The sequence below is a fragment of the Mesobacillus sp. LC4 genome, from assembly GCF_053543455.1.
Map to the genome: position 1 here is coordinate 986,742 of NZ_JBGCUB010000001.1, position 14,314 is coordinate 1,001,055.

A 14,314-nucleotide genomic window follows, 5' to 3' on the forward strand; every position below is an offset into this window, starting at 1 on the left:
AAATAGACAAATAAAAGGCCAGCTTTGAGGCTGGCCTTTTGTGATGATCTTAAGTATGGGGACTAAAAGTATCCCTTTTTTCTCTTAATTTATAAAATTTCCACACATCCTTAATGATAATTTTCACCACAGAATAAAGTGGAATGGCAATGAGGATTCCCACGAATCCATATAAGGAACCAGCTGCAATTAAAAGTAAGATGACAGTTATAGGGTGGATACTGAGTTTTTTTCCCATCACTTGAGGGGTGACAAGGTTCCCTTCAAGCTGCTGTACAACCAAAAGGACAATGAGTACTTTTAACATCATCAAGGGACTGTTTGTAAGGGCAACGAATAATGCGGGTATCACCCCTATAATTGGACCCAGAAATGGAACTACTGTAAAAAACATTGTAAATATCCCCAAGATCAACGCATATTCAAGCCCAATGATTTTATAACCAAAATACATAAGCGTCCCATCAACAACCGCAATGATGAACTGGCCCGTTACATAGGTGAATAGTGTCTTATCTATATCTTTTAAGATTTTGTTGCCTTCCTGCACATGCTCTGAAGGAATTAGTTTCATCATATAAGGTCTTAATTTTTCATCGTCTTTTAAAAAGAAAAATGCAAGAAAGGGAACTACAACTAAAACAGTGGCGATACTTGTTATGACCGAAAATACGGTCATAATATTTTCACCTAAGTTTTGTGAAAGCTTGCTTAGATAGTTTAAAGCCCTTTGCTTAATTTCATCAGCATTTATAATTCCAAGCTGATTATCATTAATGACATCTTTCGATTCTTCTGTAATTTCATCTACTTTTTGAGGGAAATTTTCCGTTAAATCACTGATTTGCCCTCCTATTAGGGAACCGGCAAAGTAAATGAATCCTGTGAATAATCCAGCTACTAAGGTAAATACAATCAAGATACTTGCAAGTTTAGGCATGAATTTACTTAACCATTGAACGGGCTTTCGTAATATATAATAGATAAGACCTGAAATCAGGACAGGAAAGAAAATGGCGATTATAAAATTTTGCAGCGGCCAAACGAAGTAATCTATCTTACCAAAGAGGAAGATGATAAGAAGCAAAAGAATGGTTCCTGTTGCATATTTAAAAAAAGGTCGTTGAATCCACATGTCTTTACCCCCTGAAAAATTTTGTCTCTTTCTGATTATTTACCTTAAAGGGCAGGCCATTAAACAAATGGTTGTCATATAGTGGACAGTGATCTCATAACATGTAGTAATTGATAGTTTCAATTATTTTTTAACGGGTAAATATTCTGGTCAACAGAAATAGAATCGAAGCATAAGCCACTGGTCATCTTCTGTGTAAAGGGGTCTCTGTATGGTTGCAGTCGAAGAACATCTATTATTTATCAAAGAACTTGGCCGTTTATTCGATGAGTACGCACAATGCGAGGATAAGGAACTGAAGAATGAGATTTATAAAGATATTCAACTATTAGGTGAGGCAATCAATATTAGCAACTAAGTCCAGATAGATTCCGGCAAGCCCTTTATCAGAGGCTTGCCGTTTTTATTTAATTGGATGGATTTCTTTTAGTTAAGATGAAAAAACCCTGGATAACAAATTCAGCAATCTCTAGGAAAGACAGGCATCTTTCCTTCATATATATAAACAAGCAAATGAAAAGGAGGGTTATAAATGAGAATTGACCTTTCAAAGGAACAGTATTTGACTCTTGTGAAATTAATGCAGCTTGGAAATTGGCCGCTGGGACTGACCGAAGCAAATCAGGAGCTGGTGAGTAAAGCAGAGGATCTTGAACAATATATTTTTTCGCTTGCGAGGGATTTTGAAGCGGATGACGGCGTTTACTACGACAAGGAGGAAGAGTATTATTATCTCTCTGAGCATCTTAAAGACACAGTTGAAGCCATCATCGATGAATACGAGGAAGATGTCTTTTGGGATCAGCTTACCCATAAGCTCGCCACCATTGATTTGAAGCGCGAGATCAACATCAATGCTACGATAGAGCAGAAAATCAATCGGCTTTTCCAGCTGAAAGCACGTTACGAAAAATACTTCCTGGAAAACGGATTGGACAAAATCGATATTTTGTAAATGAAAAATCCGGCTCATCTGGGCCGGATTTATTTTATGAACAATCTTGCTTTTTCTGAAATGAAGTCAGCTGCAAATACCAGGATTAAATAGAAAAACAGCAAAAGGGTTATATCAGTGTAATGGAAAAAACTCATGCTCAGCTTGAATTGTTGTCCAAGTCCTCCAGCCCCAACAAAACCAACGACAATAGTCGTCCGCATGATGACCTCCCAACGGTACAGTATATACGTCAAGAACCGCGGCATAACTGCAGGCAATACACCATACAATAATAGCTGCAGACGGCCTGCGCCGCTTGAAGAAAGATTCCGTACAGGTCTGGAGTCTAAATCCTCAATGACCTCCGCAAAAAGTTTGCCAAGTATCCCGAAATTATGAAGAGCAAGTGCGATTGCTCCGGGCAATAGTCCGGGTTTGAAGATAAAGATAATGATCATTGCCCAAACAAGCTCTGGTACAGCACGTGAAAAAATATAGCCTCCTCGAATTGCACCGAATGAGAGCCACCCATGCCATTTTTTTACAAGAGTCAGGGACCCGTCGGCAACGTTCCGTGCTGCAGGTATAACTGTCAGAAGCGCGGCAATTGTTGAGAACCCCGTTGCCATAATGCTCATGCCCAAAGTTTCGATTGTAAGGCCCAAAGCATTTTTCCAGCTTTCACCATTCAAAAAGGCCGGATTTTCTTCTCCAATTCCCAAAAGCCCTTTAAAGAACTTGCCTGCATAATACAGATTCTGTTCTGAGAAAAGAGAAGACAAGCTTGCCTTTTCAAGGATGAATATAGAAGTCCAGGATCCAACTGCCAACAACAGCAAAGCATAAACAGAGCCCCTTATAAAGCTAACTCTCCGTTTCTTCATTGGACCAGCCTCTTTCTTAATTGATTGCTCCACCAATCAATGATGATGACTAGCAGGATTAAAAAGAACACAAAAGTCCACACTTCATTATAATGAAGATCATCAAGACTCAGCTGAATTTGGTATCCGAGACCGCCAATTCCTACAAAACTCATAATGGCAGATGAACGGACACCGCATTCAAACCTGTACATTGCATAGCTGGTGATGTTCGCTCTGACCATGGGCAAGTATCCATACCATAAAGTCTGAAGTTTGGTTGCGCCTGCTGCTTCTAATGCTTTGATAGGTTCTTGGGATACATCTTCAAGCATGTCCGCAAAAATCCTGCCGAGGATTCCTCCATAGGGGATAGCCAATGCGAAGATTGCCGCAAAAGGAGAGAGACCAATTGACGCGACGAATAACCATGCCCATACAAGTTCATGAATGGCCCTCATGAAGCCGAGCTGCTTTCTGAAAAAACTTCGGATATAACGTTTAGCTTTTCCCTCCGCTACTATAATGCCCGAGGCCGGAACACCGAAGAAAAAGGCTATGACAACTGCCAGACTTAAACCAGCAACAGCGTAGGAAAGAGTGGTCCAGCTTGACTCCAGAGCGAGAAGCAAGATGTCACCTGTCAAATCGGGGGTGAAGAAAGCTGCAGCAATCTGTTTTGCTGTATCAAACCCCTTGCTATGAATTAAGTCATTATCCCAATCGACAGAGACTAAACTTATGAAAAATGCCAGCAACAGGATCATTGATAGGATTTTTCTTTTATGCAGCTCAAAGCTCAGCCATCTTTTATCCATATCAAGGCATCTCCTTAAGTTTGTAAAGGCTTTTGATATGGTCATCAGTTACGGATGAAGCGGGGAGGTCAAAAAAGAGTTCACCATCTTTAAGTGCTATCAATCTATCGAAATATTTCCTGGCATATTCGACAGAATGAAGGCTTGCAATCAGTGTTTGGTTTTCCTCCAAAGCGATCTTAACCAATAATTCAAGCACATCTTCCGCACGTGCAGGATCCAGCGAAGCAACCGGTTCATCAGCTAAAACAATTTCAGGACTTTGGACAAGGAGCCTGGCAAGCGCAACCCGTTGTTGCTCTCCGCCTGAAAGGGAAGACGTTTTTTCATATAATTTCTCTGTCAATCCCACGCGATTCAGTGCCTGGATCGCATAGTCCTTATCCTGTGGGATCAGCAGGGAAACTATTGATTTGAAAATGCTCCATTCAGACAGCTTACCAGCAAGAACATTGTGGATGACTGGAAGCTCACCGACAAGGTCAAATTGTTGACGAATAATGCCGATTTTTTTTGCTCTCTTTTTCGGTTCCTTTAACTCGGATAAAGGGCTGCCGTCTATCAGGATTTGACCTTTATCCGGGGATAGAATACCTGCCAGCATGTTCAGGAGAGTAGTTTTTCCTGCTCCGCTTGGACCAATAAGCCCAACCAATTCTCCCTTTTTTACAGTAAAAGAAAGGGAAGATAAGGCTATCTTCCGCTCATAGGTTTTCGATATTTGATGTAGACTTATTAATTCTTGCATGTATTCCACCTACTTGATGATCTTGAGTTGCTTTGCGACCTTTTCTATGGCTTCGTAATTTTCATTCTTTGTCTCTATGAATTTATCGGTCTGCAATAATTCCATGATTTCATTATCCTTTGAAGTCATAGAAAGAATGGCATCTTTTAACTTTGCTTTCGTATCATCGTCCATTTTGTTTAATGTCCAGTTGTAATCATAGTATTCAGGTGTTGTATAAATAACTTTAACCTTTGATTCATCTACTTTGCCTTCTTTTACAGCTGCTTCCCACACAGAAATATTCAATGCACCCGTCTGGTAAGCTCCAGATTCAACAAGCTTATAGGTTTTATCATGAGAACCGGAGTAATTAGGCTTTCCGTCAAGATCCTGATCTGGGTCTATACCAGCTTCCATCATGAAATAACGCGGCATTAGGTGTCCGGAAGTAGAACTTTCACTGCCAAAAGTAAAGGACTTTCCTTTGAGACCTTCAAGACCATCAATCTCAACGTCAGTGTGGGCAATGAAAACAGATTTGAACTTTTCATCAATTGGCCTTTGGGCAAATGCCTCCGCTTCAGGAACTAAGTTTCTTGCCTGTACACCAGTAAGACCGCCAAACCACGCAAGCTGGATTTCACCGCGTTCAAATGCAGTGACAAGCGCCGAATAATCAACAGAAGGGACATACTCAACATCCAACCCTGTCTTCTTTTCTAAGTCCTTCGCAAAATCCTCCATGCTCCTGTTCAGGTCTGCAGCATTCTGGTCAGGAATTGCACCGATTTTAATGGTTTCTGTTTTTTTGTCTTTTTGACTTTCATCTGAACCATTGTCAGAACAAGCCGCAATGGTAAGAATCATCAATAAGCTTAAGAATGCAATCAATTTTTTCATTTGTTATCACCTTTATAAATAAATTTTATGTATCTTATAAAATTTATCAATAACAAGAGGATAACTCAATAGATTTCTCTTAAATTTATTATGAATATAATGCCAGGTAAGTTTAATTTCATTAAAATCGGTGCGAAAAGCGTGTTTCCCAGTTGGGAAAAAGTAAAAACCTGACGGGATATCCCGTCAGGTTCCTATGTTTACTTAGAGTTTTCAACCCATTCTTCTACATTCCAAACTTTTGTTACCCAGTCTTCGTAGAAATCAGGTTCATGGCTTACAAGGACAATCGTTCCTTTATAGGCTTTCAATGCTCGCTTTAATTCAGCCTTGGCTGTTATGTCAAGGTGGTTGGTCGGTTCATCGAATAGAAGCCAATTACTTTCATGCATAAGCAACTTTGTTAGACGAACCTTTGCCTGCTCACCGCCACTGAGTTGATTCAAAGGACGGGAAATATGTTCATTCTTCAGACCGCCACGTGCTAAAGCGGCACGGACTTGATGTTGGTCCATGCCTGGGAACTCGCTCCAGACATCTTCGATTGGAGTGATGTTTCCTGCTTTAACTTCCTGTTCAAAGTAGGAAGGATAGAGGAAGTCTCCGCGCTCGATTTTGCCACTCAATGGAGGGATCTTTCCAAGCATGGTCTTCAGCAATGTCGATTTACCAACACCGTTCATTCCAACAATCGCAATCTTTTCGCCGCGTTCAATTGTAACCGATAATTTCGGAAGAAGCGGGTGAGTGTATCCGATTTCGAAATCTGTTCCTTCAAAAACATAGCGGCTGCTAGCCCGTGATTCCTTGAATTCAAAGGTAGGTTTAACAGCTGTTTCAGGTCTGTCGATCCTCTCCATACGGTCAAGCTGCTTTTGGCGGCTCTTTGCACGGCCTGTTGTTGAATAGCGAGCTTTATTTTTTGCAATGAAATCTTCTTGTTTCTTGATGAATTCCTTCTGCTTTTCATATGCATTAATATGCTGGTTTTTATTGATTTCAGCTAATTCCAGGAATTTTTCATAGGTAGCAGTATAACGGGTAAGCTTTGAAAATTCTAACTGGAAAATGACATTTGAAACCTGGTTCATGAATTCAGTGTCGTGAGAAATCAAGATAAAAGCATAAGGATAATCCTTCAGGTATCTGGTCAGCCACTGGATATGCTCGACATCAAGGTAGTTGGTAGGCTCATCAAGCAGTAATACTTTAGGTTTCTCCAACAATAACTTTGCAAGCAAGACTTTCGTGCGCTGACCGCCGCTCAGGGCAGAAACATCCCGGTCAATTCCAATTGCATCAAGACCAAGACCGCGTGCCGCTTCTTCGACTTCGATGTCCAGGGAATAGAAGCCGCCCGCATCAAGAGCATCCTGGATCTCTGCCATTTGTTCAAGAAGCTTTTCCAGTTCTTCTGGTGATGCATCCGCCATTTTTGCTGTTACTTCATTCAGTTCTTCTTCTTTCTTGAAAAGCGGAAGGAAGGCATCGCGCAATGCATCGCGGATTGTTTTCCCCGGGGTCAGCACGGTATGCTGATCTAAATATCCGTATTCCACGCCTGGAGTCCATTCAACCTTACCGGAATCGTGGATCAACTGTCCGGTAATGATATTCATCAATGTCGACTTACCGACACCATTTGCTCCAACAAGGCCTACGTGGTCTTCAGCCAGTAAACGAAAGGAAACATCCTTGAAAAGGGTACGGTCACCGAACGTGTGGCTTAAGTTTTCTACATTTAATAGACTCATGATAAAATCCTCGCTTTAATCTATTTTTCAGATCATTATTTAACAATCACATTTCTTAATCATACTAAAATCTATTGTTTTCCACCAGAGTTTTCTAGGCTGGAAGTTATGGAAACTGTTTTTATAATCATAGTGGTAAATTACCTATTTCGGGTTTCTAAGCAATTACTATAGACTTAGTAGTTATTTATAGAATTAGGATGAATTAACTGAATTTACAAAATATACTGTATATTAATTGAAACGACTTTTCCTCCTCTGCTATATTGTTATTCAATACATAGAGGGAGGTTTTAAAATTATGAAAAAACGATTGTTATCTAGTCTGATTCTAGCAGGTGCTTTGACGGTATCTTCAGTTCCATTCAATGTTCTTGCGCATGACGAACTTGGTGATGTCAATATAGAAAAAGGAGAGAGGGCAGGGTATAGCAATGTTTCTGTCCCTGTAATGGAGGGCAGCAAAAACCTTAAATTCTTGCATGAAGCAGCCGCTCCTGAGATGAACACGGTAAGAGCTGACGGAAAGCAAAACAGCTTTGCTGATGTCTATGCCCATAAAGGGTTTGCTTACCTTGGAACTCACACTAAAAATGGCGGAAATGGCGGGGTGAGGGTATTTGATATGAAGGATCCGTCCAATCCTAAAGAAGTAGCTGTTTTTGCCAATAATGATATCCCTGGAACATGGCAGGAAAAAGTGATTGTAAAAAGCGTCAACACTCCATCCTTTAATGGAGATCTTGCCGTTGTGAGTGTTCAGCAGTTAGATAGTAAAAATCCTGAGTCAAAAGGGGGATTCCTGCTTTATGACGTTACAGACCCAACAGAACCAAAGAAGCTGGGATTCTATGAAGTAACCAAGAAAACGAGAGGAACACATGAGTTATATTTAACCATGCAAGGCAATCGGGCGATCGTACTTGCCGCTAACCCTTATGCTGACTATTACAGCCATGGTGAGGAGAAGGATTTCCAGGTTGTTGATGTTAGTGACCCAGCAAATCCAGAGAAATTGTGGGAGTTCGACCCAAGAACGTTGGAGGAAATTCCGGACGATTTTAACGGATACCATTGGTATTCTCCTGATGGAAAAACCCGTCCAGTATTCAATCACAGCACGATGATAGATGAAACCGGAAAATATGCATATGTCTCGATGTGGGATTTAGGAACAGTCATCTTTGACATCAGCAATCCTGATAGCCCTCAATATCTGGGTCGCACAGATTTCGGTTCCGATCAGCAGGGGTCCGCCCACTCGGCTACCCTGGCAAAAGGAGGAAATGTCCTGATCGAGACAAGGGAAGTCTATAACCCAACGAAAGAAGGCTATGAACAATCCTACGGCTATACAAGGATATTTGATATAAAGGATAAAACAAATCCTAAGTTGCTGAGTGAATTCAAAACAGATTTAGTAGATGATGTTGAAGATGGTATTACATTCGCAAATACAGTTCATGACCCTAAAGTCCATGGTAACACATTGTACTTGTCTCACTATGCGGGAGGAGTATATGCAGTGGATATCACTGATCCTGCAAATCCTGTTCAAGTTGGACAGTACGCACCTGAAAAAAGCGATGTATGGGGAGTTTTCATTGACAGAAACTACATTCTTGCATCTGATATTGGATCAGGGTTAAAGGTTTTACAAAAGAATAATAATTCCGCTCAACCGCATAAACAGGGAATTGAGTGAATTTACAAGGTGAAAGCATGCATGACGCATGCTTTCACCTTTTTTAATAGCTTCGTGGAAACCAATCATTCTTAATGAAGGTGTGCAAAAATGCATGCATTTCGGGCATAAGAGGTTGGTACTGTTTAATATCAGATTGCGTGGGTAAATGATAACTAGCTGACTAACTAATTGAGGTGTATAAAAATGAGAGTTGCCAATAGCTATTTATTTACAAAGGAAGATATGGTCAATCCTGATCGTGTACCCGAATGGGTTATTGACGAATATAAAAATTTCCGTGAGGTTGTCACTCATCGAGAGTTCCCATGTTATTTTGGAATGTCTGCGGAGAAAAAAGGGGAACTCCGCTACTCATATATCAGCCGGGAAAATTGGGAACAGTTGCCTGGGGCCATTGAAGAGTTCATCGGTTTATTTGACGAATCAAAACCTCTTATCAGGCATGGTTTGTTTGTATTTGTTGAACCTGAAATGGAAGAAAAAACAATTCAGTATTACCGAGAATATTTCTGGAATGTACTTCAATTTTTACATGAGAAAGACACGAAGCCATGGCCTGCTGATTATCCAACGGATCCTGACCATCACTTATGGGCATTTTCGTTTGCTGGGGAACCATTCTTTGCTTTTGGGAATGCTCCGGCTTATAAACAGAGGAAAACGAGGGACCTCGGAAATAGTCTCGTCATTGGTTTCCAGCCGCGACGAATTTTTGATGGTCTTGAAGGAACTTCAAAAGGTGGGATCATGTCCCGTGAGAAGGTAAGAGAGCGCGTTGAAAAGTGGGACAATCTGCCAAAGCATCCAAATGTGAGTCATTATGGCGACCCTGATCATAGAGAATGGAAGATGTATTTTATTGGAGATGACAGCAAGCCAATAGAAGGCAAATGCCCTTTTCATCATAAATAAGACATTAGGCTAAATTCTGCGATAGAGAATTTAGCCTTTTTTTGGGCACTTCATTAAGAGCCAATTCCGACACATTTAGAATGTAAAATAATCCCTCGTTTTGCTATAATTGTATTGGGCTAGAATTTATTCAAAGAACAGACATCCACATCCCATACTTTTTACAGAAGGGAAGGATGCTAGATGAAGGCTACAGGAATCGTGAGGAAAACGGATCAGCTGGGTAGAGTGGTCATTCCGATGGAGCTCAGAAAAAAGCTAAGTATCGGTGAGAGCGATCCGCTCGAAATATTTGTTGATGAGGATATGATCATCCTGAAGAAATACCAGCCGGATCAGACTTGTCTCATAACTGGTACAATCAGCAGTGATAACATGTCACTGGCAAATGGAAGAATCGTCTTAAGTAAAGAAGGAGCCGAGCAGTTGATCAAAGAGCTCCAAAGCTTTCTGGCGACCAACTAGAATACACTTTTAGGCAGCCCTCCGATGAAGAGGACTGCCTTTTATTTCTTTTAAAGGTCCTTCCGATAAATCGGCATGCTCATGCAGCGAGGGCCGCCTCTTCCTCTTGATAGCTCCGAACTTGGAATCTCGATGACTTCCACACCATTTTTGCGCAGTAAGTCATTTGAAACATAGTTTCGGTCATAAGTGACGACTACACCTGGGGCAATTGCCAGTGTATTGGAGCCATCATTCCATTGCTCTCGGGCCGCTGCGATTTCATGTCCGCCTCCGCAAGGAATCAATACGAGCTCTTGCAGGCCGAGGACTTCTTTCAGTGTCTCTGTCAGGTTGGAGCGCTCAGCTATATTAAGCTTATCGGGTTCCTGGCCCTTTTCCAGAATATAGATTTTCATATGGCCATTCGGTCCTTCGATTCCGTGATGAATCGTAAACTTCTCATGGTCCACCATAGTAAAGACAGTATCCAAATGCATGTAAGCTCTTAATTTAGGGATTTCAACAGCCACCACTTTTTTAATTGTGCTATTTCTTGAAAATATCCGTTTCGCCAATTTTTCAATTGCCTGCGCAGACGTTCTTGCACTCACCCCAATAGCAACTACTTCAGGACTGAGGACCAACTCATCTCCGCCTTCTAATGGATAATATCCATCGCGATCATACCAATGTGGAATATCATGACTAGAGAATCGCGGGTGGTGTTTCATAATAAAGTCCATAAATAACGATTCTCTTTTTCTGGCTCCTTCACACATCTTGTTAATAGAGACACCATTGCCAATCACAGCTGCCGGGTCTCTTGTAAAATAAAGATTTGGCATTGGATCCAGGAAGAAGGGGTAGTAATCATCGAGCAACTCATGTAAATGAACTTTTTTCTCTTGCTCGATTTCTGATTTAAGAACACCGGACATGACCTTTTTGATCATTTCATCCGTTGAAAAAGAATGAAGATACTCCTCAACTGTTTTCCGGGAGCCATTCAGGTTGCTCTTACTTTCATTCAATACTTGATCTAGGAACTGTTGTTGCAGCTCTTCAGACTTTAATGATTCCTCCATTAACTCTTCCAGATAGAGTACCTCTACACCGCGGTTTCTTAATACATCCGCAAAATAATCATGTTCTCTCTGCACTGCCGGTAAATAAGGGATATCATCAAAAAGAAGCCGTTCCAGGTATTTAGGCGTCAGGTTTTCAACTTCCTTCCCTGGCCGGTGAAGTACTACTGATTTTAGCTCACCAATTTCGGATGTCACATTCAAAGGATATTTCATAAAAGCAGCCTCCATATTCAGTATCTATTTCTATATGAAATAAGGAGGAAGTGATCATTATGTATAACTCAAAATTTCACTGCCCCCGCCAGTCTGCTTGCCTGCAGAATGGCTCTCTTTTCTATACCCTATTAAAAACTTTCAAACCTATTTTTAAAGATCCCCTCAAGTCTTAATTGCTTGATATCTTCACGTTAAACCAGGCATATCACGCTTTTTATAAAAAATTCATGCATTGGGCAGGAAAATAGGGGAAAATAAACAGATAAAAAAGAAAGCGTTTTCTGTCCTTCATAGATGTACAAATGAAATAAATATGATAAAGTATATTTTGTGAACACACAATAAACATGGAAAAAGAGACAATTTCATTGTCCTCTCCAAAAAGACAGATGTATCCATTATAATGACATGCCAAATTTGACGGCAGAAAGGGGATTTACGATGTCTAGCAAAACATTGGATCAATTTTTAAACGAGAACCTTGAGGACTTAAAAGGGAAGGGTTTATATAATGTGATCGACCCGTTAGAAAGCCCTAATGGACCAATCATAACCATCAATGGGAAGGACATGATCAACCTATCCTCTAATAACTATCTTGGACTCGCTACTGATGAAAGATTGAAAAAGGCTGCAGATGAAGCGATTGAAAAATATGGCGTTGGTGCCGGAGCAGTACGTACAATCAACGGTACACTCAGACTGCACCTTGAGCTAGAGGAAATCCTGGCGAAATTCAAAAAGACAGAAGCCGCGATTGCCTACCAATCCGGATTCATGTGCAATATGGCAGCCATTTCCGCTGTTATGGATAAAAATGATGCTATCCTGTCTGATGAGCTGAACCATGCATCCATTATCGATGGCTGCCGTTTATCAAGAGCAAAGATCATCCGCTTCAATCACTCTGATATGGAAGACCTCCGAGCAAAAGCAAAGGAAGCGAAGGAGTCAGGACAATATAATAAAATCATGGTAATAACCGACGGCGTGTTCTCGATGGATGGAGACATTGCAAAGCTTCCGGAAATTGTTGAAATCGCAGAGGAATTCGACCTGATTACCTATGTCGATGATGCACACGGTTCAGGTGTACTGGGTGAAGGTGCTGGAACTGTTAAGCATTTCGGTCTTTCAGATAAAGTTGATTTCCAAATCGGAACTCTTTCCAAGGCTATTGGCGTAGTTGGGGGATATGTTGCGGGGAAACAGAACCTGATTGATTGGCTGAAAGTAAGAAGCCGTCCGTTCCTATTCTCGACTTCACTGACACCAGCAGATGTTGCTGCCAGCATAAAAGCGATTGAAATCCTGATGGATAGCACAGAGTTGAACGAACGCCTATGGGAAAACGCGAACTATCTGAAGGATGGTCTGCAAAAGCTTGGTTTCGATATTGGCCATTCTGAGACGCCGATCACTCCATGTATCATTGGTGATGAAGTCAAGACACAACAGTTCAGCAAAAGGCTTTACGAAGAGGGAGTGTACGCTAAATCGATCGTATTCCCTACCGTACCACGCGGAACTGGCCGTGTAAGAAATATGCCTTCAGCAGCACACACTAAAGAGATGCTGGATGATGCCCTTGCTATATATGAAAAAGTTGGCAAGGAACTAAAGATTATTTAATTGGATATGCCGGTTTGACGAAAAGCCGGCTTCCTTTTTTTCTTGTAATAAAGTCTGATTTATTAAATTTAGATTAGTATCCAGCTCCAGCGCCTAGCCCCTCGAGTCGCTTCGGTCCTGCCAATGATGTCAAAGAACGACTTCACTGTCAGGCCCTCCAGCGCTTGTCGGGGCTGACCAATGCGCTTGCGCTTTTCTCGTGGAGGGAGTACATAGAATGAAGAAAATCTTGATAACTGGTGCGCTTGGCCAGATTGGTTCTGAATTAACAGTTAAACTACGTGATATTTATGGGCAGGATAATGTTATTGCGACTGACATCAGGAAAACTGATTCAGAAGCAGCTGTAAACGGGCCTTTTGAGATCCTTGATGTCATGGATGCAAACAAAATGGTCGAACTGTCCAAAAAATATGAAGTCGATACAATCATGCATATGGCAGCCTTATTATCTGCCACGGCTGAAACGAAGCCGGTATTTGCATGGAACTTGAATATGGGAGGCTTGATGAATGCTCTTGAAACTGCAAGAGAGCTTGATTTACAGTTTTTCACGCCAAGTTCCATCGGGGCATTCGGGCCGAATACGCCAAAAGACAATACGCCACAGGATACAATCCAGCGTCCTACGACCATGTATGGTGTGAACAAAGTTGCCGGTGAACTTCTAGCAGATTATTATTTCCATCGCTTTGGGGTTGACACAAGAGGGGTAAGGTTCCCTGGATTGATTTCATATGTTACCCCTCCAGGCGGCGGTACAACGGATTATGCGGTTGAAATCTACTATGAAGCGATCAAGAATGGAAAATACAGTTCATATATTGACAAAGGTACTTATATGGACATGATGTATATGCCAGATGCTCTAGGTGCAATTATTGATCTGATGGAAGCAGATTCTTCCAAGCTGATTCATAGGAATGCTTTTAACGTAACCGCGATGAGTTTTGATCCTGAGGAGCTTACGGCGGAAATCAAAAAGCATATCCCTGGCTTTGAGATTTCTTATAATGTTGATCCTGTACGTCAAGCAATCGCAGATAGCTGGCCTAATTCCATTGATGCATCAGCAGCCACGGAAGAGTGGGGATTCAAGGCGAAGTATGATCTTTCCAGCATGACCGCTGATATGTTAGAAAAGCTGAAAACAAAGCTATAAAACCAATGAAAA

14 protein-coding genes are annotated in these 14,314 nt (G+C 41.3%); 7 read left to right on the plus strand and 7 right to left on the minus strand.

Translation table 11 applies throughout. The features are described 5' to 3' along the window. Positions 1-49: 49 nt before the first annotated feature. Complete coding sequence (locus AB5I83_RS05115; protein ID WP_448973332.1) at positions 50-1,135, minus strand: AI-2E family transporter; 1,086 nt, start codon at positions 1,133-1,135, stop codon at positions 50-52. 211 nt (positions 1,136-1,346) lie between these two features. Between AB5I83_RS05115 and AB5I83_RS05120 the strand changes: the two genes are divergently transcribed. Beyond that, complete coding sequence (locus tag AB5I83_RS05120; protein WP_167830874.1) at positions 1,347-1,493, plus strand: hypothetical protein; 147 nt, start codon at positions 1,347-1,349, stop codon at positions 1,491-1,493. Between the two features lie 174 nt (positions 1,494-1,667). Continuing rightward, positions 1,668-2,090, plus strand: a complete 423-nt coding sequence (locus AB5I83_RS05125; protein WP_448973335.1) for a hypothetical protein — start codon at positions 1,668-1,670, stop codon at positions 2,088-2,090. Between the two features lie 29 nt (positions 2,091-2,119). Here AB5I83_RS05125 and AB5I83_RS05130 read toward each other — a convergent pair whose 3' ends face one another. The 5 genes from AB5I83_RS05130 to AB5I83_RS05150 all read right to left on the minus strand — a co-directional run bounded on the left by AB5I83_RS05130 (position 2,120) and on the right by AB5I83_RS05150 (position 7,137). Next, positions 2,120-2,956: a PhnE/PtxC family ABC transporter permease gene (locus AB5I83_RS05130; RefSeq protein WP_448973337.1), complete on the minus strand. Its 837-nt coding sequence runs from the start codon at positions 2,954-2,956 to the stop codon at positions 2,120-2,122. Next, a complete protein-coding gene (locus tag AB5I83_RS05135; RefSeq protein WP_448973339.1) occupies positions 2,953-3,753 on the minus strand; it encodes a PhnE/PtxC family ABC transporter permease in 801 nt (266 codons plus the stop codon). Before AB5I83_RS05135 ends, AB5I83_RS05130 begins: the two co-directional genes overlap by 4 nt. Position 3,754: 1 nt before the next feature. Beyond that, positions 3,755-4,501 (minus strand): phosphonate ABC transporter ATP-binding protein, encoded by a 747-nt coding sequence (locus AB5I83_RS05140; RefSeq protein ID WP_448973341.1) that lies wholly within the window; start codon positions 4,499-4,501, stop codon positions 3,755-3,757. Between the two features lie 9 nt (positions 4,502-4,510). Next, positions 4,511-5,383 carry a putative selenate ABC transporter substrate-binding protein gene (locus tag AB5I83_RS05145; protein ID WP_448973343.1) on the minus strand — a complete coding sequence of 291 codons (873 nt, stop codon included), beginning with the start codon at positions 5,381-5,383 and terminating at the stop codon, positions 4,511-4,513. 200 nt (positions 5,384-5,583) lie between these two features. Continuing rightward, positions 5,584-7,137: an ABC-F family ATP-binding cassette domain-containing protein gene (locus tag AB5I83_RS05150; protein ID WP_448973345.1), complete on the minus strand. Its 1,554-nt coding sequence runs from the start codon at positions 7,135-7,137 to the stop codon at positions 5,584-5,586. Between the two features lie 301 nt (positions 7,138-7,438). Here AB5I83_RS05150 and AB5I83_RS05155 point away from each other — a divergent pair, with 301 nt between their 5' ends. From AB5I83_RS05155 to AB5I83_RS05165, 3 genes are all read left to right on the plus strand, one after another. Then, positions 7,439-8,842: an LVIVD repeat-containing protein gene (locus AB5I83_RS05155; RefSeq protein WP_448973347.1), complete on the plus strand. Its 1,404-nt coding sequence runs from the start codon at positions 7,439-7,441 to the stop codon at positions 8,840-8,842. A gap of 186 nt (positions 8,843-9,028) precedes the next feature. Beyond that, positions 9,029-9,757, plus strand: coding sequence for a YqcI/YcgG family protein (locus AB5I83_RS05160; protein WP_448973349.1), 729 nt, complete (start codon positions 9,029-9,031; stop codon positions 9,755-9,757). Between the two features lie 183 nt (positions 9,758-9,940). After that, complete coding sequence (locus tag AB5I83_RS05165; RefSeq protein WP_448973351.1) at positions 9,941-10,222, plus strand: AbrB/MazE/SpoVT family DNA-binding domain-containing protein; 282 nt, start codon at positions 9,941-9,943, stop codon at positions 10,220-10,222. 50 nt (positions 10,223-10,272) lie between these two features. Here the strand turns inward: AB5I83_RS05165 and arcA are convergent, their stop codons facing one another. Continuing rightward, a complete protein-coding gene (gene arcA, locus AB5I83_RS05170) occupies positions 10,273-11,505 on the minus strand; it encodes an arginine deiminase (RefSeq protein WP_448973353.1) in 1,233 nt (410 codons plus the stop codon). A 444-nt stretch (positions 11,506-11,949) separates the two neighbouring features. Between arcA and AB5I83_RS05175 the strand changes: the two genes are divergently transcribed. Beyond that, positions 11,950-13,140, plus strand: a complete 1,191-nt coding sequence (locus AB5I83_RS05175; RefSeq protein WP_448973354.1) for a glycine C-acetyltransferase — start codon at positions 11,950-11,952, stop codon at positions 13,138-13,140. Positions 13,141-13,357: 217 nt separating this feature from the next. Next, positions 13,358-14,302, plus strand: coding sequence for an L-threonine 3-dehydrogenase (locus tag AB5I83_RS05180; RefSeq protein ID WP_448973356.1), 945 nt, complete (start codon positions 13,358-13,360; stop codon positions 14,300-14,302). The last annotated feature ends 12 nt before the right edge of the window (positions 14,303-14,314 follow it).